At 37.3% G+C, this 23277-nt stretch carries 21 protein-coding genes; 12 read left to right on the top strand and 9 right to left on the bottom strand.

The window, feature by feature from the left end; translation table 11 throughout:
- Positions 1–32: 32 nt before the first annotated feature.
- The gene (locus CSE16_RS18660) at positions 33–1937 is read right to left on the bottom strand and encodes a heavy metal translocating P-type ATPase (RefSeq protein ID WP_099425265.1); all 1905 of its coding nucleotides are present in this window, start codon (positions 1935–1937) and stop codon (positions 33–35) included.
- 223 nt (positions 1938–2160) lie between these two features.
- Between CSE16_RS18660 and CSE16_RS18655 the strand changes: the two genes are divergently transcribed.
- A complete protein-coding gene (locus tag CSE16_RS18655; protein ID WP_099425264.1) occupies positions 2161–3543 on the top strand; it encodes an L-cystine transporter in 1383 nt (460 codons plus the stop codon).
- Positions 3544–3953: 410 nt separating this feature from the next.
- On the opposite strand, the gene CSE16_RS18650 is transcribed toward CSE16_RS18655, so the two are convergent.
- Both CSE16_RS18650 and CSE16_RS18645 read right to left on the bottom strand, forming a co-directional pair.
- Positions 3954–5501, bottom strand: coding sequence for a fumarate hydratase (locus CSE16_RS18650; RefSeq protein WP_099425263.1), 1548 nt, complete (start codon positions 5499–5501; stop codon positions 3954–3956).
- A gap of 190 nt (positions 5502–5691) precedes the next feature.
- Positions 5692–5883, bottom strand: coding sequence for an SE1561 family protein (locus CSE16_RS18645; RefSeq protein ID WP_099425881.1), 192 nt, complete (start codon positions 5881–5883; stop codon positions 5692–5694).
- Between the two features lie 940 nt (positions 5884–6823).
- Here CSE16_RS18645 and CSE16_RS18640 point away from each other — a divergent pair.
- On the top strand, positions 6824–7984 hold the full coding sequence (locus tag CSE16_RS18640; RefSeq protein WP_099425262.1) for an MFS transporter: 1161 nt from the start codon (positions 6824–6826) through the stop codon (positions 7982–7984).
- An 18-nt stretch (positions 7985–8002) separates the two neighbouring features.
- Here the strand turns inward: CSE16_RS18640 and CSE16_RS18635 are convergent, their stop codons facing one another.
- The 5 genes from CSE16_RS18635 to CSE16_RS18615 form a co-directional block, all read right to left on the bottom strand.
- A complete protein-coding gene (locus CSE16_RS18635; protein ID WP_099425261.1) occupies positions 8003–8248 on the bottom strand; it encodes a carboxypeptidase in 246 nt (81 codons plus the stop codon).
- 129 nt (positions 8249–8377) lie between these two features.
- A complete protein-coding gene (locus CSE16_RS18630) occupies positions 8378–8773 on the bottom strand; it encodes a VOC family protein (protein WP_099425260.1) in 396 nt (131 codons plus the stop codon).
- A 153-nt stretch (positions 8774–8926) separates the two neighbouring features.
- The gene (rlmD, locus tag CSE16_RS18625) at positions 8927–10303 is read right to left on the bottom strand and encodes a 23S rRNA (uracil(1939)-C(5))-methyltransferase RlmD (protein WP_099425259.1); all 1377 of its coding nucleotides are present in this window, start codon (positions 10301–10303) and stop codon (positions 8927–8929) included.
- 177 nt (positions 10304–10480) lie between these two features.
- A complete protein-coding gene (locus CSE16_RS18620) occupies positions 10481–11275 on the bottom strand; it encodes a polysaccharide deacetylase family protein (protein WP_099425258.1) in 795 nt (264 codons plus the stop codon).
- 108 nt (positions 11276–11383) lie between these two features.
- Positions 11384–12286: a TIGR01777 family oxidoreductase gene (locus CSE16_RS18615; protein ID WP_099425257.1), complete on the bottom strand. Its 903-nt coding sequence runs from the start codon at positions 12284–12286 to the stop codon at positions 11384–11386.
- A 126-nt stretch (positions 12287–12412) separates the two neighbouring features.
- Between CSE16_RS18615 and recX the strand changes: the two genes are divergently transcribed.
- Genes recX through CSE16_RS18600 form a run of 3 tightly spaced genes read left to right on the top strand, consistent with a single transcriptional unit; the run spans position 12413 to position 13815 of the window.
- Positions 12413–13222 carry a recombination regulator RecX gene (gene recX, locus CSE16_RS18610; RefSeq protein ID WP_099425256.1) on the top strand — a complete coding sequence of 270 codons (810 nt, stop codon included), beginning with the start codon at positions 12413–12415 and terminating at the stop codon, positions 13220–13222.
- The gene (locus tag CSE16_RS18605; RefSeq protein ID WP_099425255.1) at positions 13215–13544 is read left to right on the top strand and encodes a YfhH family protein; all 330 of its coding nucleotides are present in this window, start codon (positions 13215–13217) and stop codon (positions 13542–13544) included. The genes recX and CSE16_RS18605 overlap by 8 nt, the downstream gene beginning before the upstream one ends.
- A 1-nt stretch (position 13545) precedes the next feature.
- Positions 13546–13815, top strand: a complete 270-nt coding sequence (locus CSE16_RS18600; protein ID WP_099425254.1) for a YfhJ family protein — start codon at positions 13546–13548, stop codon at positions 13813–13815.
- Between the two features lie 82 nt (positions 13816–13897).
- Here CSE16_RS18600 and CSE16_RS18595 read toward each other — a convergent pair whose 3' ends face one another.
- Positions 13898–14887: a metal-dependent hydrolase gene (locus tag CSE16_RS18595; RefSeq protein WP_099425253.1), complete on the bottom strand. Its 990-nt coding sequence runs from the start codon at positions 14885–14887 to the stop codon at positions 13898–13900.
- Positions 14888–15002: 115 nt separating this feature from the next.
- On the opposite strand from CSE16_RS18595, the gene mutY reads away from it, so the two are divergent.
- The 7 genes from mutY to CSE16_RS18560 all read left to right on the top strand — a co-directional run bounded on the left by mutY (position 15003) and on the right by CSE16_RS18560 (position 23004).
- Positions 15003–16058 carry an A/G-specific adenine glycosylase gene (gene mutY, locus CSE16_RS18590; RefSeq protein WP_099425252.1) on the top strand — a complete coding sequence of 352 codons (1056 nt, stop codon included), beginning with the start codon at positions 15003–15005 and terminating at the stop codon, positions 16056–16058.
- Between the two features lie 97 nt (positions 16059–16155).
- Positions 16156–16359, top strand: coding sequence for a hypothetical protein (locus tag CSE16_RS18585; protein WP_099425251.1), 204 nt, complete (start codon positions 16156–16158; stop codon positions 16357–16359).
- A gap of 371 nt (positions 16360–16730) precedes the next feature.
- A complete protein-coding gene (locus CSE16_RS18580; RefSeq protein ID WP_099425250.1) occupies positions 16731–17279 on the top strand; it encodes a nucleoside tri-diphosphate phosphatase in 549 nt (182 codons plus the stop codon).
- Between the two features lie 158 nt (positions 17280–17437).
- Entirely contained in the window at positions 17438–19183 is a 1746-nt protein-coding gene (locus CSE16_RS18575; RefSeq protein WP_099425249.1) for an ABC transporter ATP-binding protein, read from the top strand.
- Positions 19184–19355: 172 nt separating this feature from the next.
- Entirely contained in the window at positions 19356–20372 is a 1017-nt protein-coding gene (locus CSE16_RS18570) for an ABC transporter ATP-binding protein (RefSeq protein ID WP_099425248.1), read from the top strand.
- On the top strand, positions 20347–21327 hold the full coding sequence (locus CSE16_RS18565; protein WP_099425247.1) for an ABC transporter ATP-binding protein: 981 nt from the start codon (positions 20347–20349) through the stop codon (positions 21325–21327). Before CSE16_RS18570 ends, CSE16_RS18565 begins: the two co-directional genes overlap by 26 nt.
- A 30-nt stretch (positions 21328–21357) precedes the next feature.
- Positions 21358–23004: an ABC transporter substrate-binding protein gene (locus tag CSE16_RS18560; protein ID WP_099425246.1), complete on the top strand. Its 1647-nt coding sequence runs from the start codon at positions 21358–21360 to the stop codon at positions 23002–23004.
- Positions 23005–23277 lie beyond the last annotated feature (273 nt).

Here is a 23277-nt window from a genome sequence, read left to right as displayed (position 1 = left end):
AATCTACGTGTTTTTTGTATTGCTGAAGTAAGTTAAACGTTTTTACTCAATAAACGTAACCCGTTTAATATAACTAAAATGGTACTGCCTTCATGTCCGATGACACCAAGTGGTAAGTTCATTACTTGGAGAAAGTTAGAAATGATTAATAGTGCAATGACCGATAAAGAGAAAATGATATTTTGTTTTATGATTCGTTGCATTTTGCGTGATAGTTTTACAGCGTATGCAATTTTCGAAAGGTCATTTTTAATTAAGACCACATCGGCTGTCTCTAAAGCGACATCTGTACCACCGCCCATTGCAATGCCGACAGAAGCCGTTGCTAGAGCAGGGGCGTCATTAATACCGTCTCCAACCATTCCTACATGTTCATAAGATGATTTGTATTCTTTAATATGCGCTACCTTTGTTTCTGGTAAGCATTCAGCTACATAGTTTGTAACGCCCGCTTCTTTTGCAATTGCTTTTGCAGTCGTTTCATTATCACCGGTAAGCATCATCACATCGATACCGAGTTCTTGTAATTGAGCAACGGCTAATTTGGCTTCTTCACGTACAACGTCCTGCATAGCAATCAGAGCTGCAATTCCTTTTTCGTCTTTTAAAAATACGACTGTTTTGCCCTCAGTACCTAATTGGCTTAATGCACCATTTGCAAAGGCGCCTGCTAACTCACTTCCGACAAAGTCAGGTTTCCCAATTGAATAATGTTGATTTTCAATGGTTGCTTTAATTCCGTATCCAGGAATGTCTTCGATTAAAATATTTTGAATCGCTGATACATTTTGTGCCTTTGCGTAGCGTATAATTGCTTGTGCAAGGGGGTGATTTGATTGTGCTTCAATGGCCGCAATAATTCCCAATGTATCTTCTTTATTTAAATTTTCACGAACGATAAAATCAGTTACAACGGGAGTACCTTGTGTTAATGTACCTGTTTTATCAACGGCAAGGACGCGAAGAACGCTTAAATGTTCAAAATGCACGCCACCTTTTACTAAAATTCCGCTTTTTGCACCATTTGATATCGCTGATAATGTTGCTGGCATAACGGCTGCAACGAGCGCGCATGGCGATGCAACGACAAGTAATACCATGGCGCGGTAGAATGTTGTTGTCCAATCCCAATCAAGTAAATAGTAGGGAACAAACATCATCAATGCAACGACGATTAAGACACCTTTCACATAAGGCCCTTCAAATCGTTCAATAAATTGCTGAGAAGGTGATTTTTCACTTTGCGCAGATTGCACGAGTGTAATAATCTTTTGAAATAATGTATCGGTACTAGGTTTTGTCACACGGAGTGTTAAAACACCATTTAAATTAACAGTACCTGCAAAAACCTCATCATCAATATTTTTCGTAATAGGCATAGACTCACCAGTAATGGCTGCTTCATCAACTGTGGAAACACCTTTGACTATATTACCATCAGCAGGAATACGCTCCCCAGGTTTTACTAAAATATGATCATTTACTTTTAACTCACTTACAGCAATTTTGATTGGTTCAAATCCACCACGTACTAACCAAGCTTCTTCAGGCTGTAATTCCATTAAGGCAGAAATTTCACGGTGGCTTTTATTCATAGCATACGTTTCGAGTGCGCCACTTACAGCAAAAATGAATATTAAGATAGCACCTTCCGTCCAATAGCCAATAATAGCCGAACCAATAGCTGCTAAAATCATTAATATTTCAACGTTTAATGATTTATTTGCAATCGTATCTAAAATACCTTCTTTAGCTTTTGCAAAGCCACCTATAAAAAAAGCAGTAAGATACGCAATAATTGCCGCTGTTACTTGTTCATTTGTTTCCATACGCCAAGCTAGTAGAATGATAACACCAGAAAAAAGGGCGGCAATTAATTCTTTGTGTTCAATAATTTTCTCATTTAATGATAAACTTTCTCGATTATAATATTCCATATGGACCTCCTTGATAATGATTTTCATTGTTATTACAGGTGATAATGAGTTTCATTTACATTGTACTTATTTTTTATTTATAATTATTATAATTTAAAGTGATTACTTTGTAAATACAATGAAATTAATTTCACATTTAAGAAACACTTCTATTCCTACTTGACTAATAAGGATTATAGGTTAATATAAGTTTAACAATTTATTTTTTTAGGAGGAGTTTCTATTGAATTTTTTAGTGTTATTTAATGTTGCGCTACTATTATCAATTATTGCTTTTTTATATTATTTAAAAACAAAGAATGTGAAGTTCTCTAATCGAGTATTTATTGGTTTGGGATTAGGGATTGTACTAGGCGTAGGTTTACAATTTGCTTATGGGGTAGGGTCAGAGGCGCTCAATGAAACGATGCCTTGGTACAATATCATCGGCACGGGTTACGTGAAACTATTACAAATGATTGCAATGCCATTAGTATTCATTTCAATTTTAGCGGCTTTTACGAAAGTAACAGTTGGTAAAAACTTCGGTAAAGCGGCGGCCATTATATTATTTGTATTAATCAGTACTACTGCCGTAGCAGCTGGTTTAGGTATTGTGACGACTGTTGCATTTGATTTAGACGCGACGCAAATTATACAAGGCGAAGAGGAAATTGCTCGTGGAGAATCTATGGTGGAGCGTTCTGCGGATGTAGCAACGTTACCAGATCAAATTTTAACGATGTTCCCTGCGAACCCATTTGCTGATTTAACGGGCTCACGTGCAACTTCAACAATTGGTGTTGTAATATTTGCTGCATTCCTAGGCTTTAGCTATTTAACATTGCGTCGTAAAGAGGAAGAAACGGCTACGAATGTAAAAAAAGGTGTCGATGCACTTTACGGTTTAATTATGGGTGTAGTACGTATCGTATTACAATTAACACCTTATGGGGTACTTGCACTTATGACACGTACAGTAGCAATGAGTGATTTTGGTGCCATTATGGATTTAGGTAAATTCGTCATAGCTTCTTATGTCGCGCTCATTGCGATGTTCCTATTACATTTAGTTATCGTTTCTTTAACAGGCTTAAATCCTGTAACGTATGTGAAGAAAACTGCGGAAGTTTTATTATTTGCCTTTACTTCACGTTCAAGCGCAGGTTCGCTGCCATTAAATATTCAAACGCAAACGAAGCGCCTTGGTATTCCAGATGGCATTGCAAACTTTGCGGGATCATTTGGTCTATCGATCGGTCAAAATGGCTGTGCGGGTGTGTACCCAGCGATGTTAGCGGTAATGATTGCACCAACTGTTGGTATTAATCCATTATCACCTTCATTCCTCGTATCATTAATTTTAATTGTGGCAATTAGTTCATTTGGTGTTGCAGGTGTAGGTGGTGGTGCAACGTTTGCAGCAATCATCGTATTATCCGCAATGGATTTACCAATTGCCCTTGCAGGTGTACTCATCTCAGTGGAACCATTAATTGACATGGGCCGTACTGCATTAAACGTAAGTGGTTCAATGGTTTCTGGTATCGTTTCAAGCCGTGCAACAAATGAGCTAGATACAAAGATTTATAATGAATCAGCAGAAAATGCACCGTTAGTTCAATAACCTAATAGTAAAAGCAACACAAACCTACAAAAGGAATTGTGCTGCTTTTATTTTTTTGAAGTAAATTCCCGTTGTACGAAGCTGGCAATTGTGAAAAGCCATAGCATGAAGGAAATAAAACAGTAAAAGAATAATAATGTAACATAAGGCGAAACGATAAAAACATACACAGTAAATGTAAATGAAATGAGGAAACTCCTTTTGTATTGGTATTTTGTACTTACCTGTATTTGAAGTGTGAGAAATAGAGCATTAATGAATATCATCAAATGGAACATAATGGAATCTCCTTTTTGCCTATTATAACAAGGGAAAAAAAACATCACAATAATAAAATTACGCTTTATATGGAGATTAAAAAAAACGACTCGCCCCAAATGAATGGGAGTGAGTCGTTTTTGTTGTATGAATTAGAATACGCGTTCAGCGTGTAATGCTAATTTTTCTAAAGAAGATTTTTCAACATCAGCGTGTAATGAGTTACCATGAGAGTCCATCGTTACAACTGCTGTGAAGCCTTCAACACCTAAGTGCCACATTGCTTCTGGAATACCGAATTCCATTAAGTCTACACCGTCAACTGATTTAATGCAGTCTGCGTAGTATTGAGCAGCACCACCGATTGCATTTAAGTATACGCCGCCGTGTTCGCCTAAAGCTTTTAATGTTTTTGGACCCATGCCGCCTTTACCGATAACAGCGCGAATACCATAACGTTTCATAATATCACCTTGATATGGTTCTTCACGAATTGAAGTTGTAGGACCAGCCGCTTTTACAACCCAGTTGCCAGCTTCGTCTTTAGCCATTACAGGGCCACAGTGATAAATGATTTGACCGTTTAAGTCAACAGGAGCTTCCACGTCTTCGCCCATTAAGTGATGATGGATTGCGTCGCGACCTGTGTACATGCGACCGTCGATTGACACAACGTCACCAACTTTTAGTGAACGAATTTGTTCTTCTGAAATTGGAGCAGTTAATTTTATGATTTCAGAAGTTGTTTCTTCAACTTGAGAAGCTGCATTTTCTTCTTTAAATGTAATCTTTTCACCGTCTTGGTAGTGCCAATTCATGATTTCACCTGTTGAAGGGTTAATATCAATTGCCATGCGACGGTATGCCCAACAGTTGTACGCTACAGAAACGTAGAATGAAGCTGGAATACGGTGCATTACGCCTATTTTACAACCTAATAAAGTTGCTTCACCGCCGAAGCCCATCGTACCAACACCAAAAGTATTTGATTTTTCTACAATGTACTCTTCTAATTTTGCAAGTTCTGGATTTGCATTCACATCTTCTACCGAACGGAATAATTGCTCTTTTGCAAGATCATATCCAGAAGAGCGGTCGCCACCGATACCAACACCGATGAAGCCAGCTGAACAGCCTTGACCTTGTGCTTGCCATACTGAGTGAAGGATACATTTACGGATACCGTCTAAGTCACGTCCAGCACGACCTAAGCCTTCTAATTCAGCAGGTAATGAATATTGGATGTTTTTATTTTCACATCCGCCACCTTTAAGGATTAGCTTGATTGTAATATAGTCATTTTCCCATTGTTCGAATTTCATTACTGGAAGGCCATCACCTAGATTGTCACCAGAGTTATTGCCAGTTAATGAATCCACTGAGTTAGGACGTAATTTTGCGTCAGCAGTTGTCGCAACAATCGCTTTTTTAATCGCTGCTTTAATTTCAAGTTGGTTTACGCCAACTGGAGTATAAATTTTGAATGTTGGTAAACCTGTATCTTGGCAAATTGGTGAAACGTTTTCTTCAGCCATAACGATGTTGTTTGAGATTGTATCTAAACTCATCGCAGCACGTGTACCAGCGTTTTCAGCTTGCTTTGCTTTTTTAATCGCGCGGCGAACATCCTTTGGTAAATTTGTAGATGTTTCAGTAATTAAGTTATAAAGACTTTTTTCTAATGTATCTAAGTACGACATCGTATTTTTCCCCCCAGAAAAATATATTAATATTTTTTAATTCATAGTTTATTATAGCTCTATTAAACTGAAAAAAAAAGAGCGCTTACATGGAATGCATATGAATCTCGTAAAATTAAGACTTTTTACTGAGAAAGCAGACTATTTTATTAAAAAAAAGCAATGCTCTAAAAAGGCATTGCCATAACTACTATTTTTCGTTTGTTTCGCGGGATTGGAATTGGTCCATTTTTTCTTCTAAATCGTCCATCATTTTGATTAAGCGATCGATGTCGTCGAGCTCAGTTGTTTCAGGATCGATTGCATCTAATACCTCGAGGAAGATTTCTAAGCGTTCTTTTAAGTAAGTTACTTGTTGTTCTTTGTTTGTAATTGGATTCATAAGCGCCATTTTTCAATGTAGAAAAATGGGTTTCCCTCCTTTATGGTTTCATAATTTAATTATACTACGTTATCCGAGAAAAGTTAATGGACAAGACAATGTTGAATAAAGTGTAACTATATATCTTAAAAATATGAATCCTGCTCAAAATTTGAATGGAAATCTAACTAAGAATTCGCCAGTTCCCACATCGTATTGGCCCGACCTTGCACAAAGATGAGTCATACAGATTTTTGCTAACATTATCTGTGTGACTCATATGCTTAGCCAGGCTAAAAAAGCACACTTTCTTAGAATCCTTAATAGAAAGCTTACATTAGCAGGAGAAAATCTTTAGTCCAACTTATTTAGGTCTACATAGTAATATCCATACCAATCAAGCTGCATACTAAAAGGTTCTTAGCCTTCCCTAACTTTTAATGATTAGCCATTAACGGGAAAAATAATAGGAAATAAAATAATCTAAAACTTTTATATTCTGAATATTTACAAAATTGAAGTATTATGATAATGTAATAAGTAACTTAAAGGAGGGGGGGATAATCGAAAAAAAGTATGAAAATCTAAATTCATATAAAGGAGGGTGTTGAAACGTTTTTCGGTCAATTTTCCGAGATGTTAGTTTATGCAAAATGAAAAAAGATTGAGTAATAATTAAAGCCTTAGTTAACTTTTAGAGATAAAGTTAGCTAGGGCTTTTGTGATTTAAAAAATAATGTAATGCTTTTAACTTGCTTCAGCAGAAGTCTCCTACTTCTATAAGTGTGGAATGCTTGCCAAGTATGACCAACATAATGTTGGACCAAAGTCCCTGGTGGATGTCAAAGATTTTTAGGGGATTTTTTCAAGCAAGTTCGAAAAAAATCTGGACGTAATTACAACGAGGCGTAATTGATCGAGCTATGATACGATGAAACGGAAATAAAAAAGGAGATAAATTATGAGTTACAATCAACGTAGATTTCTTATTTTAGTAGTAATCGTATCAATTTCAGGCTTCTCGCAAGGAATGCTCCTACCGTTAATATCCGTTATTTTTGAGGGGGACGGTGTATCATCTACATTAAATGGCTTAAATGCAACCGGTCTTTATATTGGGACGTTATTAATTTCACCATTTATTGAACAGCCACTTCGTAAATATGGATATAAACCAATTATTGTATTTGGCGGGGCCATAGTATTTTTATCCTTATTCTTATTCCCTTTTTGGAAAAGTATCACGTTTTGGTTTATATTGCGTTTGCTAATTGGAGTTGGAGATCATGGTTTGCATTTCGCAACGCAAACATGGATTACGTCCTCAACGCCTCAGCATAAGCTTGGAAAAAGTATGTCCATCTATGGCATTTCATTTGGATTAGGATTTGCGGTCGGCCCATTACTAGTTCCGCTCGTGGAAATTTCAGAAAGCTTGCCGTTTATCGTTTCATCGGCACTTTGTTTAGTAGCGTGGTCATTAGTGTTTTTTGTGAAAAATGAAAAACCTGAAGCGTTAAAAGGGGATGCTAACCAAACAGGCATGGCGCGCTACAAATTAGCTATTAAATATGGCTGGGTAGCATTTTTACCGCCACTCGTTTACGGTTTTTTAGAGTCATCCTTAAACGCATTGTATCCGGTGTATGCTTTACGAAAGGGTTTTGATTTAGCCTTTGTTTCCATCATATTAGCAAGCTTTTCAGTCGGAGCAATTACGATGCAGCTACCTTTGGGGCTACTTGGTGATCGAATCGGTCGAAAAAAAGTGATTATTGGTGGTTTATTTGCAGGTGGAAGTTTCTTTATCGTAGGTAACCTACTAGAGTCATCTCAAATACTCGTAGCGGTCTCATTTTTTATCGCAGGAATGTGTGCCGGATCCATGTTTTCACTTGGTATTACATACATGGCAGATTTAACGCCGAAAGAATTATTGCCATCAGGAAATTTATTATGTGGTATCTTCTTTAGTTTAGGGAGCTTAAGTGGTCCATTTTTAGGTGGTTTATATTTACAAATATTACCTAAAGGTGGCTTCTTACTATTCGTGTCATTTATTTTAATTGGTGTTGCTGCCGTTGTCTTATTATTTGGGAAAAACAGAGTAGCAATCACATAAAAAAGCAGGCGTTCAAAATTAATTTTTTGAACGTCTGCTTTTTACTGTGAAGTAAATAATGGCTGTAATGATTGCAGATAATAATATGTAAATAAATACATTTAAATAGTTTACGCCACCGAATGTAACCGCAGATTGAAGCATGGAAGAATTAGTTGCACTATCGTCTGGATTGCTGCTAAATGATAAAAATAAACCCGAAATCCACTGTAATCCGGTATAAGTAAGGGCAAAAATCACCACAATAAAGAGAAATTTTTTCATTTGTTACACCTCCTACTTGCTCTATATTACATGAAAATGAGTTGAATTTGGAGGGAGAGTTTTCGGAAATCTTTATAATATGAAAAAGCGAGGAAAGTGGATTGCACTTTCCTCGCTTTGGTATAAAAATTATTTCGCGTTTGGATCGGGTTGATGAATGCCGAAAATATTGTTTTCCGTATCTATGAAATATCCTTGCCAGGCCATACCAGGTAACGCGTATTTAGGCATCGCATTTTGCCCACCGTTTTCTAAAATTAATGCTGCTGTTTTATCATAATTTTCTACACCCATTGTACACACAGCAGAATTTACGGCTTGTCCAGGCGTTGGGGGTGCACTTTGACGCTGCATAAGTGCACCGTCAATACCAGGATGTTGACTATCTCCAGTGATGACACCTAAATAAGGCATACCTGCGTATTCACTCCAGTCCTCAAACTTCCAGTCAAAAACATTGCCATAAAACGTTTTAGCGCGGTCCATATTATCTACATGAAATTCAAAATGTACGACACGTCCCATTTGTAAACAACCTCCATTTTAATCATTTTATTTAATATTCTAACAACTGAACGTATTTTGCAAGTGTAAATGAACAACATTGGTACTTTAATTGAACTTATGAAAAAACTCATCCATCCGGAGTTGAATGAATGAGCAATAGTACTTTATCAGTTATTTCCGTAAAACAAGTCGGCAAACTGCTTCCACTTGAGCAGTTTGTGGGAACATATCGATCGGTTGAATATATTCAACATCATAAATTTTCGAAAGCTCCTGTAAATCACGCGCCAATGTAGACGGGTTGCATGATGTATAGACGAATGTTTTCGGTTTGATATTTAATACTGTTTTAATAAAGCCTGGTTCTAAGCCTGTGCGTGGTGGATCAACAGAAATGACATCTGGTCGATAACCTTCTTTTGACCAACGGAATAGCCATTTATCAGCAGAGCCAGGGAAAAAGCGAACATGCTGTAAGTTTGCGTTCGACCGTGCATTATATTTTGCATCGGCAATGGCTTCATCAACATTATCCATACCGCGAACTTCACGTGCCCCATCCGCTAACCACATTCCGATTGTTCCGACACCGCAATAAGCGTCTACAACATTTTCTTTACCTGTAAGCGCGGCAGCCTTTTTAATTTCATTGTATAAATGTACTGTTTGTTCAGGATTTAACTGGAAGAAAGCTCGTGTTGATAAATCAAATGCAAATTCACCTAATTTTTCACGAATCGCCATCTCACCATCTAGTACGAGTGTTTCTTCGCCAAAAATTAACGAAGATTTATCACGATTGACGTTTTGCGTAATTGACACAATTGACGGATCAATTTTTTTAATACGTTCGATTAATTCGGCTTTATGTGGCAACTCATTGCGAGTCGTTACGAGACAAACTTGTGTTTCGCCAGATTTTACCCCAGTACGAACGACAATTGTACGCACTAATCCATTTAAGCTTTTGCCGTCATAAATTGTGATATTTAACTTTTGTAATACTTTTCGTACACCAACAGTAATTTTTGATGTCATCGGATGCTGTACTAAGCAGTCATTAATATTTAATAATTCATTTGTATTTTCAGCAAATAAACCAGCATAAACGCGTTTGCCTTCTTTACGTACTTGGAATTGTGATTTATTGCGGTAATTCCAAGGGTTTTCCATCCCAATTGTTGGACGGATTTCTGTTTTGGCTGCAACGTCCTTTGCATACTTTTCTAATGCTTGCACGACCAAATCACGCTTATGAAGGAGTTGGGTATCATACGTCATATGCTGTAACTGACAGCCTCCACACTCTGTATAAACAGGGCAAGGTGCCTCTTGACGAAATTCACTTTCTTTACGAATTGTTAAAATTTCAGCCTCTGAGAAATTCTTTTGCAATTTCGTAAGCTTCACCGTTACCTCTTCGCCAGGAATGGCATTTTTTACAAACACAACATTGCGCTTATAAAAGCCTACACCTTCACCATTAATTCCGAGTTTCTTTATCGTAAGCGGGAATTTTTGCCCGACTTCCATTTTTACTTCACTCATATTTACACGTCCTTTAATTGCAGAAAACTGCATATTTAAACATTACAACTCGCACTAAATTTAGTGCGAGTTGTAGATGCAATATTATCTCACCATTATAACGGACAAATGAAGGAAATGAAAGAAGCGGGATTTTAGTGAAGCGAGGAGTTTAAACATTAATATCATAAGGTCACATTACCAACCGGCGACCCCTTCATATTCCATTACTAAATCATCGAGTGAGCCAAAAGTATAGCCTTGTGCTTTGGCATCTTTAATGAATTTAGGTATCGCCTCGGCATTATCTTGCGCGACAGTATGCATTAGGATAATCGCTCCTGGATGTAATTGATTCATCAAAGCATTGTACGCATAATCTGCGCCACGGCGTTCATCTTTTAGCCAGTCTTTAAAAGCGATGGACCAAAACATATGTCGGTAACCATTGTCTTTGCCGACTTTTAGAACTTGTTCATTAAAAGTACCTTCTGGTGGACGCGTATAAACCGTACGTTCAATGCCCGTCAGCTCCTTTAATTTTGCATCAAACTGCTGCCATTCTTTTTGCATTTCACTTGCAGAAAGTCGAGCCATATTTGGATGACCATATGAATGGTTCCCAATAATATGCCCATCAGCAATCATTGTTTTCACTAAATCGGTTGCGCTCGTTAAATAATGCCCTGTTAAGAAAAATGTTGCAGGAGCTTTTTCTTTACGCAATGTATTTAAAATACTTTCGGTATAACCGTTTTCGTAGCCATTATCAAAGGTCAAATAAACAACTTTACGCTCTTCATTTCCTTTATAAATAGCCCCGTATTTTTCTAAAAGACCTTCCAATGGTTGACCGATTTCAACGGGTGCACCATCACGACTCGGCTTAAAACCCCAATGAAACTCCTCGGCACGGGCGACGGTCATAAATGAAATAAACGTTGCGAATACAATGAACAAAACACCGACGACATGTTGTTTATGTTTAAACATAAAAAAAGCAACCTCCTTTTTCAAATAGGTTGCTCATATGAAAAAAATATATACGATTGTATATCTTCAAAGTTCAAAATGGAATGTTATACACAAATAAAAAGTCAATTAATTGCTGTAAAGATTAGTAATTGCATCCTCAACGGAAACGAATTTAAATAAAAAATTTGCTTGTAATAATTTTTCAGGCATAACATGTTGTCCTTCTAAGACGAGTGCACTTTTTTCACCGAGTGCAAGTTTTAATGCAATACTTGGGACAGGTAGCCAATGCGGACGGTGTAATGCAGCACCTATTGATTTCCCAAAATTTTTCATTTGTTTTACATTTGGAGAAGTGAAATTAATAGGACCAGCAAGAGTTTTATGTTCAATGACAAAAAGTAATGCATTTGCTACATCCTCAATATGAATCCAGCTAATCCATTGCTTACCTGAGCCGACCGTCCCGCCGATACCAAGTTGATAAGGAAGAGTCATAAGTGGTAATGCACCTTCGTTTTTAGCTAAAATGACCCCAAATCTTGTGATGCAAGTTCGAATGCCAAGCGCTTGAGCTTTCAGTGCGCGTTCCTCCCAGTGTTGCACGACCATACCTAAAAAATCATTCGCTTTTTGTGTAGAGTTTTCTGTATACACGGTAGTTGTGGAGACTGGATAAATTCCAACAGCACTAGCATTAATATATACGTTTGGCTTATTTTTTAGCGCCTTTAATATTCTCAGTACTTCATCAGTAGATTCCATACGACTTTGAAAAATCTTTTCTTTTTGCTGTACTGTCCAACGACCATCATTCAATGAAACACCGGCTAAATTGACAAATGCATCAATTCCTTCAAGTGCAGCTTCGGGTTTTGCTGAATCTGTAAGCCAATTCACAAATTGAATGCCATTTTGGAATCCATTTTCACCGCGAGTTAATACAACGACTTCATGCCCGCTATTTAAAAGGAGATTGCTAAATTTTTTACCGACCATTCCTGTTCCACCAGCAATTGCAATTTTCATAATGATCCCCCCAAACGAATGCATTTATTTAGAGTATACCTTTTTGTGAATGTCGAAGTAAAAAGATGTATACTAAAATGGAATGCATCAACTGGATGAATGAAAAAGCTGAAATGAGGTGTTCCGGTGCAAACGATTACAAAAATTGGCCGCCAAAAACATAATGCAGAACGCTATAATATTTATTTAAATGAACAGTATGCCTTTGCTGTTGATGAGAACACCTTAATCAAGTTTGGTTTACAAAAAGGCAAAATACTTGAGCAGTTAGAAATAGATGAAATACAATATGAGGATGAAATCGCTAAGGCGTTTAATAAAGGATTAAATTTTTTAAGTTTTCAAATGCGCAGTGAACATGAGGTGCGCACAAAATTATTAGCAGCTGGACATGGTGAAGCAGTAGTTCAAGAAGCGTTACATAAATTAACGAAGCTCGGTTTTTTAGATGATGCAAGCTATTCAAAGGCATTGCTGGAAACGCGCAAACGGACAGCAAAAAAAGGACCAGCTGCAATTCGCCAAGATTTAATGAAAAAGGGAATTGATAAAAGCTTACAGCAGCAAGTGCTTGCGACATTTGAGCATGAAGAGCAGATGAAGTTGGCAATGGAACTAGCTGAAAAAGCAGTGCGCACGAACAGTAATAAAACACCCGTACAAATAAAGCAAAAGATACAAGATATGTTGCTACGAAAAGGCTATTCCTATACAGTAGTAACGGAAATATTAGAACAGATAAATTTCGAGCGTGCAGAAGATGAGTGGGGAAATCTAATGGAAGATCAAGGCGATAAAATATGGCGCAAATTTTCTTCTAAGTTTACAGGGTATGAGCTGCATAATAAAGTAAAGCAGGCACTTTACCAAAAAGGATTTCCAATAGAAGTGATTAATCAATTTATCGAGCAAAAGGAGCAGGAACAACATGAATGAAATAAACTATAACTCAATGACCGAGCAAGAATTACGCCAAGAGATCGCGAATTTACGTGAAAGATCGCGTAAAGCAGAGCAATTAGGGATTGTAAATGAATTCGCAGTTTACGAGCGTAAGGCATTGATGGCTGAGGCTTATTTAGTAGACTTAGATACGATTATTCCGGGTGAGATGTACCGTATTACCGGTTCACCAGGAGAGTTTTTCCAAGTGGATTATTTAAAAGGTCGTTTTGCATGGGGCCATCGTTTGGGTAGCAATCGTTTTGAAGAAGCGTTGCCTGTATCTATTTTACAACCAATGAAAGTAGGGAAGTAAAATGGAAAACACAATCGAAAAACTGACACAACAATTATTAGCAAAAAATCCTGCGATGCCAACAGGGCGTGCAAGAGTTTGGGTCGAGTTATTGTGGAGTGATTTTGAATCAACTTCAGCTAAAGCGGGCTATAATTATCGCGGCACGGAATATACGGAAAATCTAGTGAGCCAATTAATTACAAGTTATGGTGATAAGCTGCATTTATTTGCTGGCCGTAACCCGAAATACGCGCATTTATTGGATAATAGTGAAGACACAGTGAATTAGAAACAAACCTCCTTGAAAACAAAATTTCAAGGAGGTTTGTTTACAATTAAGCATAAGTTTGCATAAGTAAATGACTTTTTATCTACTCGTTACCTGCGCCGATTTGTAATTTTTTTTGTAGCTTATCTTCAGTAAAAATCCAACCTGTGTAGGAATTAACAATAGCTAAATTTTCATCCATATGCGCAACTGCGACAAATGGGTAGCGATCATTACTTCGATAACGTAAATCAATAAGGCGTAATTCAGTTAATCCATTTTCAAGCTCTGAAATTTCCCAACGGTACAGTGGAGAAAATGATAAAAATGCAGCCATATTCGGATCTTTCAAAGCGGTTTCGACAAGCTCTGTTTTCGGAATCGGATGAATTTCAAATTTATCATAAATATTGACGGTTCTTCGATAAGCACGTCCAACATAATAGTGTGTTTTTGATTTAGCAGCAATTCGCCAGTGGAAAAAGCGCATTGTTGGTGCAATTATAACAAATTCCTCATCTTGTATTGCATGATGAACGGCTTGTTTTATCGCCTTTTGTACAGCAAAGCGTAAAATATAGTAACCAATAATAATAACGTACATGATGCCAAATGTGTTGACTGGATTTGCACCGAGTACCCATAAGAAAATACCGACGCAGTGAATACTAAAAATGAACGGATCAAATGTATTAATTACACCTAGAGCTACCCATTTCCTTGATAATGGACGAAGTGCTTGTGTGCCATAAGCATTGAAAATATCTACAAAAACGTGAAGGAATACAGCGAGCTGTGTCCACATCCATAGGTGTAATACATTGGCTTCTGACATAATTAGCGCTAAAATAGCAGTAATTAAAATAGGCCATAGGAAAACAGCAGGAATCGAATGGGTGATTCCACGGTGATGGCGAATATAGGTCGCATTATTTCGAATTTTTAATACCGTATCAACATCAGGAGCTTGTGAGCCGATAATTGTACCTATGATAACTGCGGTAAATGTAACTGGGTGACTTGCTACAACGGGATCAGCAAGTGCCAAGCCACCTAAAGCAATTCCCATAACGAAATGTGTGCCTGAATCCAATTTAATCATCCCCTCGTTAGTGGAACCGTTAAACAACGGAAATATTTTACAAAATCTTTATGATAATAATATACCCTATTTAAATAAAATAAAATCGAATTTTTTGGAGGAAACAGTGAATTATCAATATACGAAACAATTTCGACAATCTTTAGTAGCATGGTTTAAGAAGGAACATCGTGATTTACCATGGCGACATACAACGGAACCTTATAAAATCTGGGTTTCTGAAGTAATGCTCCAACAAACAAGAGTGGATACAGTTATTCCGTATTATGACCGTTTTATGGAGAAGTATCCAACGGCTGAAAGTTTAGCTTACGCACAAGAAGAAGAACTTTTAAAAATGTGGGAAGGTCTCGGTTATTATTCGCGTGCTCGTAATTTACAAGCAGGTGTCCGAGAAGTTGTAGAAGTATATGGTGGACAAGTCCCGAATAACCGCGTCGATATTTCAAAGCTAAAAGGAGTGGGACCATATACAGCGGGTGCCATTTTAAGTATTGCCTACGGAAAACCAGAACATGCGGTGGATGGCAATGTAATGCGAGTGTTAAGCCGCGTTTTAAATATTGATGCAGATATTGCATTACCAAAAACAAAGAAAATATTTGAAGTGGCGGTCATGGAACTAATTGATGCTGAAAATACATCTGCCTTTAATCAAGGATTAATGGAGTTGGGCGCATTAATTTGTACACCAACTTCACCAAAATGCTTACTTTGCCCTGTAAGAGATTATTGTACCGCATTTCATGAAGGGGATCCGACGAGTTTGCCTGTTAAAACGAAAAAAGTGAAAACAAAAGATTTAGATTACGATGTGTTTGTCGTGCGTGATGACGAAGGGCGCTTTTTAATGGAAAAGCGCGATGAAAGTGGATTACTCGCAAACATGTGGCAATTCATCATGATTGAACGTAATGAAAATATAGTTAGTTTAACAAAAGCAGCTGAGCAATACGGATTAAACTTAGATACGGTTTCAATTCCAATTGTTAATTTTAAGCATGTATTTTCTCACCTGAGATGGCATGTGGACAGTTATTTAGTAGATGCTAAAAGTATTACTGGACAATTACCAGCTAATGCAGCATTTTTTACAAAAGAAAAAATCGAACACTTACCAATGCCTGTCCCAATGTTAAAAATTTGGGAGAAGCTAAAATAGAAGGATTTTATACTAGCTACACATCGGTATTACCAATAACATACATGCATATTTCAATTCACCTCAGACCACAATATTAAGCATGGAGGTGATATTGATGAAGCGAAATCAAAACAATCCAAACAAACAAGGGAACGAAAACAATCCATTCCAAAAAGGACAACAAACGAACAAACAACAAAATAATCGAGAGGAATTTGGGCAGGAACAAAATTTAAATGAATTACAACAACAAACTCAAAAGCAAAAGACCGAGCAACGTAATAAGCAATTTACGAAGCAAAATAACAACAAATTTTAATTTATTTTTCTGCTAACTAATCCTGTTTAATGCAAGTAAATATACATGCTGGTGAAAGTGCATTCAATTGAATGCGCTTTTTTCCATTTTAGGACAACTATTGAATTTTAGGGAGGACAAATCATTATAAATATGCAAGTTAGTTGGAGCCGTGCCCGCGAAAAGGTTCCTGACCGGTAATTGAACCCTATATTATGGGGGTATCCATTTCTCTATACCGCTAAAAAATTCTACCATCACTCTTAAAAAAACTCTTTTTCCTCACAATTATGAAAATGATTACAATCTAACTACAAGTTTTGTCAAACCATTGTTATAATGACATAAAGACTGCTAGAATTTTTATCTTAGACGAAAAGGTGGGGCTTCAAATGGCATTACCAATAGAAGGTGAAACAATACAAATACATAGTTATAAACACAACGGTAATATCCACCGTGTCTGGCAAGAAACGATGGTTTTAAAGGCGACCAAAAATATTATTATTGGTGCAAACGAAAAAACACTTGTTACCGAATCTGATGGACGTACATGGCTGACACGTGAACCATCTATCTGCTATTTCCATGCAGAACACTGGTTTAATATTATTTGTATGCTCCGAGAAGATGGCGTTTATTACTATTGTAATATTAGTTCACCATTTGTATTTGATAATAATTGTTTAAAGTATATTGATTATGACCTTGATGTAAAAGTATTTCCGGATATGAGCCATACTTTGTTAGATGAAGATGAATATGAGCAACATAAGAAGGAAATGGATTATCCTGAAGTAATCGATAAAATTTTAAAGAGAAATGTAAAAACGTTAATTAGTTGGATTGATCAACGACGTGGCCCATTCGCACCTGATTTTATTCAAGTTTGGACAAACCGTTACGAACTTCTTAGTGAAATTCAAGCAAATAAAGAATAACTAAAACACGAGCAAACAATGAGACTGAATATGTTTGCTTGTGTTTTTTGCTTTGGAAAATTGTAAATACTCCATTTAAGCGTAACATTCAATTAAATATGAAGGGTATGATATGATAAGGATTGTCGCAAAATTTCTGAAAGGACGTGTGTTTTGCAATGGACAGTATTAAACGGTATATGCGCTTCGTAAAGCCGTATAAATTTCTACTCTTTTTAACAATAATCATTGGGATTATTAAATTTACAATTCCATTATTTTTACCTTGGCTGTTACAAATCGTGTTAGATGATATTTTATTAAACGATACTTTATCAAAAGATGAAAAAACATTGCAACTTTTTACGTGGGTCGGAATAGGTTTAGCATTATTCTTCGTTATTCGCCCACCAATCGAGTATTATCGCCAATATTTTGCCCAAAATTTAAGTAATAATATTTTATTTGATATTCGTAAAGAGCTTTATGGGCATTTACAGAAGCTCAGCTTAAAATATTATGCCAACACACGCGCGGGAGAAGTAATCTCACGTGTTATAAACGATGTTGAGCAAACGAAGAATTTTGTTATGACTGGTTTAATGAATTTATGGCTAGACCTTGTCACAATCATAATAGTTGTATCAATCATGTTTTCAATGGATGTGAAGCTGACACTTGTTTCACTCATTGCATTGCCATTTTACGCGATTAGTGTGAAATATTTCTTTGGCCAGTTGCGTAGCTTAACTCGTGCTCGCTCGCAAGCATTAGCAGGTGTACAAAGTTATTTGCATGAACGTGTTGCAGGAATGAGTATTATAAAAAGTTTTACTTTAGAAAAGCATGAGCAGAAAATTTTTGATGAAACAAATGGGGAATTTTTAAATAAGGCGCTAGATCATTCGCGCTGGAATGCAAAATCCTTTGCTGTTGTTAATACGATAACCGATATGGCCCCATTAATTATTATTGGCTATGCAGGTTATCAGTATTTACAAGGGAACTTAACAATAGGTGTTATGGTGGCATTTTATGCGTATATTGACCGACTTTATGGTCCATTACGTCGATTAGTTAGCTCATCTACAACGTTAACGCAGTCAATTGCATCGATGGACCGGATGTTTGAATTAATGGATGAAAAATACGATGTTCAAAACAAGGAAAATGCAATTGAATTACCTAAAGCACAAGGTAAGTTGCAATTCGAAAATGTGACTTTTAAATATGAAGCCAATGGAAACACAATATTAAACAAGGTGGATTTCACGATTGAGCCAGGACAAACAGTAGCATTTGTTGGAATGAGTGGCGGTGGTAAATCGACCATTGTCAGTTTAATTCCACGCTTTTATGACGTAGTAGAAGGTGCAGTGAAAATCGATGACCTGGACGTTCGAGACGTGATGCTGCCATCTTTACGCTCACAAATTGGAATTGTCTTACAAGATAATATTTTATTTAGTGATTCTGTAAAGCAAAATATTTTAATGGGGAATCCAACTGCATCAGATGAGCAAATTATTGCGGCTGCAAAGGCTGCCAATGCACATGATTTTATTATGAATTTGCCTGAAGGATACGATACGAAGGTAGGCGAGCGTGGCGTAAAGCTATCAGGTGGTCAGAAGCAGCGTGTCGCGATTGCACGAGTATTCTTAAAAAATCCACCAATCTTAGTTTTGGATGAAGCGACTTCTGCCCTTGATTTAGAAAGTGAAGCATTAATTCAAGATTCGCTTGACCGACTTGCAAGTGATCGAACAACAATTGTCATAGCACATCGCTTGTCGACAATTACACATGCAGATAAAATATTCGTCATTGAACACGGAGAAGTTGCAGAGTCAGGCAATCATGAACAATTAATGAATCAGCATGGCGCTTACTATAATTTATTCCAAGTTCAAAAACTAGATTAGTGAATATTAGCTACTTAACACTTTAGGAGACTGAAGTGTTAAGTAGTTTTTTGTGTTTAAAAGAGATTTTTTTAACATTTAAAATATAATTTTTAAATATTTGTGAATTAATTATAGTAGTTAAATCATATATTGTAATACTCTCAATTTTTGATAACGGATGGTGAGCGATGTGAGCAAAAATGTCATTCTCGAAGTAACCGATTTAGAAACGACCTTTTTTACAGATAGCGGAAATATAGCAGCGGTTGATAGAATCAGTTTTTCTATCCATGAAGGAGAAATATTAGCGATTGTAGGGGAATCTGGATGTGGAAAAAGTGTAACATCGCTATCGATTATGGGGCTTGTTCCGAGTCCACCTGGGAAAATTACAAATGGTGAAATTTTATTAAATGGACAAGATGTTACGAAATTGACGGAAAAACAAATGCGATCTATTCGTGGAAATGATATCGCAATGATATTCCAAGAGCCTATGACATCTCTAAATCCACTGTTTACGATTGGCAATCAATTGAAGGAAGCTATCTTAATTCACAACCCGAAATTCTCCAAGAAGGAGGCTACTAAAAAGGCGATAGAGATGATGGAGCTCGTTGGACTACCGCGCGCAGAGGAATTAATAAAAGAATACCCGCATCAGCTTTCAGGAGGAATGCGCCAGCGGGTAATGATTGCGATGGCACTTGTTTGTGACCCGAAAGTACTAATTGCAGATGAACCAACAACGGCACTTGATGTAACGATTCAAGCCCAAATTTTAAAGTTAATGCGTGACTTAAACGAGCGGCTAAATACAGCGGTGCTACTTATTACACATGATTTAGGTGTAGTCGCTGAAACCTGTGAACGTGTCATTGTCATGTATGCTGGTCAAATTGTAGAACAGGCACCTGTAAATGAGATTTTCAAAAATCCAAAGCACCCATATACAAAAGGGTTAATCCAGTCAGTTCCGGATATGCGATTTAAAAAAAATTCACTGTATTCAATTCCTGGAAATGTACCGAAGCCGGGATCCATTACTATAGGATGCCGTTTTGCACCGCGCTGTGAATTTGCCCATGAACGCTGTTTATTGGAAAATCCATCACTTTATGAAACGTCAAAAGTCCATAAAGCGAGGTGCTTTTTACTAGATGTAGAAGGGGGCGTTCCTTATCGTGAAAGTGTTGTTAAAAGTTGAAAATCTGAAAAAATACTTTCCTATTCGACAGGGGATTCTCGCCCGTCATGTTGGAGATGTGAAGGCAGTCGACGACATCTCATTTGAATTATACGAAGGGGAAACATTAGGTATTGTAGGGGAGTCAGGTTGTGGGAAATCAACAACCGGGCGCGTTATTATGCGTCTACATGAGCCGACAGAGGGATCCGTCACTTTTGATGGAATCGAACTTACAAAGCTTTCTTCTGAAGCAATGCGTAAAGCTCGTAGGGAAATTCAAATGGTGTTTCAAGATCCGTATGCTTCACTGAATCCGCGTCATACAGTTGGAAAAATATTAGAAGAACCTCTCATTGTCCATGGAATTGGTAATGCGAAAGAGCGTAAAGAAAAGGTGCAACAATATTTAGAAATTGTCGGGCTAAGTGCGTATCATGCAAAGCGCTATCCTCATCAGTTTAGCGGAGGGCAGCGGCAGCGTATTGGAATCGCCCGAGCACTTATGACAAATCCGAAGCTCATTATTGCAGATGAGCCTGTTTCGGCGTTGGATGTTTCGATTCAGGCACAAGTTTTAAATTTAATGCAAAGATTGCAAGAGGATTTAAAGCTTACGTATATATTTATTGCGCATGATTTAGGGGTTGTCCGTCATATAAGTGACAGAGTAGGTGTGATGTATTTAGGGCGACTTGTCGAACTTGCTGAAAGTGAAAGCTTATATAACGAACCTTTACATCCTTATTCACAAGCATTATTATCCGCAGTTCCGGTTCCTGATCCGCAGTTCGATCGGGAACAAATAATTTTGAGTGGGGATATACCGAGTCCCTCTAAACCACCGGCTGGATGCACGTTTCATACAAGATGTCCATTCGTAATGGAGCAGTGTAAACAAGTTGTACCACAGTTGAGTCAGGTGAGACAAGGTCATTCTGTTGCGTGTCATTTATATAATGAGACGTCACAATGATAATAGATTAATATATTGGGGGTATTTTTATTGAAGAAGAGTAAGTTGTATTTTTTAGGACTTATGCTGTTATTAGCAATGTCTGTATTTTTAGCTGCATGTAATACGGATGATGAAGGTTCAAAAAGTGAAGATACAAAAACAGATAGTCCGGATAGTAAAACGGAAACTACTACAAAGGATGAACCAACTGCTTCGGTACCTCAAGTTTTAGTATTTGGGCGTGGAGCGGACTCTGTATCGCTTGATCCCGGCATTGTAACGGATGGTGAATCTTTTAAAGTAACACAAAACTTATTTGAAACATTATTAAATTTTGGTCCTCAAGATACGACAATTCACCCTGGATTAGCAAAGTCTTGGACAGTAAGTGATGACGGTTTATCGTACACATTTGAATTAGAACAAGGCGTTAAATTCCACGATGGTACGGATTTTAATGCTGAAGCTGTTATTAAAAACGTCAATCGCTGGAAAGCAGGAAAAGAAGATGCTTTCTATTACTTCAACTCGATGTTTAAAGCAGAGGGAGAAGATGTTATTAAGGATGTTGTAGCAAACGGGGACCATACAGTTGTTTTCACATTATCCCGACCACAAGCACCATTCCTTAAAAACTTAGCAATGAGTCCATTCGGTATTGCATCGCCAACTGCATTTGAAGCAGCAGGTGATAAATTTGGGGACAATCCAGTTGGAACGGGGCCATTTAAATTTACAGATTGGAAACGAAATGACGCGATTACAATTGAAAAGTTCGATGGCTATTGGCAAGATGGTTTACCGAAATTAGATAAAGTAATCTTCCGCTCGATTCCTGATAACTCAGCACGATTAAATGCATTAACTGCCGGAGAAATCGATTTAGCTGATGGGGTTAACCCTTCTGATGGAAAGGCAGTCGAAGGAAATGCAGCATTACAATTAATTGAACGTCCATCTATGAATATTGGTTATTTAGGTTTAACAAATACACGAGCACCATTTGACAATAAACTTGTTCGACAAGCGGTAAACTATGCAATCGATAAGCAAGCAATCGTGGATGCATTCTTTGAAGGCCGTGCAGAAGTAGCGGTAAATCCAATGCCTTCTTCAATCAGCGGTTATAATGATGCCATTTCTGCTTATCCATACGATCCAGAAAAAGCAAAGGCATTACTAAAAGAAGCTGGCTATGATGGCAAGGAAATTGAACTATGGGCAATGCCTGTACCACGTCCATACATGCCAGATGGCGCGAAAGTTGCTGAAGTTATTCAGAAAAACTTAGAGGATGTAGGAATCCCTTCGAAAATTGTAACGTTTGAATGGGCAACGTATTTAGATAAAGCGAAAGATGGAGAAGCAGATGCGTTTATGCTTGGTTGGACAGGAGATAACGGAGATGCGGATAACTTTATTTACACATTACTAGATAAAGATAATATCGGCAGTAACAACTATGCTTACTATTCAAATGATGAAGTGCATGATTTATTAATTAAGGCACAATCTGAAACGGATGAAAATGTACGAAATGATCTGTATAAAAAAGCACAAGAAATTATTCATGAAGATGCACCATGGGTACCACTTGCGCACTCTACACCTTTACTTGCTGCAAAAGCAGGTGTGAAAGGTTTCTTACCACATCCAACAGGATCAGATAAGTTAGATAATGTTTCGATTGAATAGTATCAATTTCGCCTCGGCGTAATTGCGTCAGAATTTTGAATTGTGCTTGCACGACTCCCTTCAAAATCCTTGATATCCGACGGGGGCTTTATCTTCATTCAGCGGCTTTTGGACACCTACTTAAAAAGCTAAATTTACATTCATCCTGTCTTCTATAGAAGTGGGAGTCTTATGCTGAATGAAGATCAATCTTTAAGGGGAGGTATTAAGCCTCCCCCTTTTTTTCAACAATTAAGGAAGAGCTTTATCTCGCACTAACTGGCACAAAATATG

This window comes from Solibacillus sp. R5-41, from assembly GCF_002736105.1.
Lineage (GTDB): Bacteria > Bacillota > Bacilli > Bacillales_A > Planococcaceae > Solibacillus.
This window is presented reverse-complemented; position numbering and strand designations above follow the sequence as displayed.

What these genes read in the sequence shown, in the direction of transcription:
- CSE16_RS18660 (WP_099425265.1), bottom strand. Translation starts at nt 1,937, where the DNA reads ATGGAATATTATAATCGAGAAAGTTTATCATTAAATGAGAAAATTATT.
- CSE16_RS18650 (WP_099425263.1), bottom strand. Translation starts at nt 5,501, where the DNA reads ATGTCGTACTTAGATACATTAGAAAAAAGTCTTTATAACTTAATTACT.
- CSE16_RS18645 (WP_099425881.1), bottom strand. Translation starts at nt 5,883, where the DNA reads ATGAATCCAATTACAAACAAAGAACAACAAGTAACTTACTTAAAAGAA.
- CSE16_RS18640 (WP_099425262.1), top strand. Translation starts at nt 6,824, where the DNA reads ATGAGTTACAATCAACGTAGATTTCTTATTTTAGTAGTAATCGTATCA.
- CSE16_RS18635 (WP_099425261.1), bottom strand. Translation starts at nt 8,248, where the DNA reads ATGAAAAAATTTCTCTTTATTGTGGTGATTTTTGCCCTTACTTATACC.
- CSE16_RS18630 (WP_099425260.1), bottom strand. Translation starts at nt 8,773, where the DNA reads ATGGGACGTGTCGTACATTTTGAATTTCATGTAGATAATATGGACCGC.
- rlmD (WP_099425259.1), bottom strand. Translation starts at nt 10,303, where the DNA reads ATGAGTGAAGTAAAAATGGAAGTCGGGCAAAAATTCCCGCTTACGATA.
- CSE16_RS18620 (WP_099425258.1), bottom strand. Translation starts at nt 11,275, where the DNA reads ATGTTTAAACATAAACAACATGTCGTCGGTGTTTTGTTCATTGTATTC.
- CSE16_RS18615 (WP_099425257.1), bottom strand. Translation starts at nt 12,286, where the DNA reads ATGAAAATTGCAATTGCTGGTGGAACAGGAATGGTCGGTAAAAAATTT.
- CSE16_RS18605 (WP_099425255.1), top strand. Translation starts at nt 13,215, where the DNA reads ATGAATGAAATAAACTATAACTCAATGACCGAGCAAGAATTACGCCAA.
- CSE16_RS18600 (WP_099425254.1), top strand. Translation starts at nt 13,546, where the DNA reads ATGGAAAACACAATCGAAAAACTGACACAACAATTATTAGCAAAAAAT.
- CSE16_RS18585 (WP_099425251.1), top strand. Translation starts at nt 16,156, where the DNA reads ATGAAGCGAAATCAAAACAATCCAAACAAACAAGGGAACGAAAACAAT.
- CSE16_RS18580 (WP_099425250.1), top strand. Translation starts at nt 16,731, where the DNA reads ATGGCATTACCAATAGAAGGTGAAACAATACAAATACATAGTTATAAA.
- CSE16_RS18575 (WP_099425249.1), top strand. Translation starts at nt 17,438, where the DNA reads ATGGACAGTATTAAACGGTATATGCGCTTCGTAAAGCCGTATAAATTT.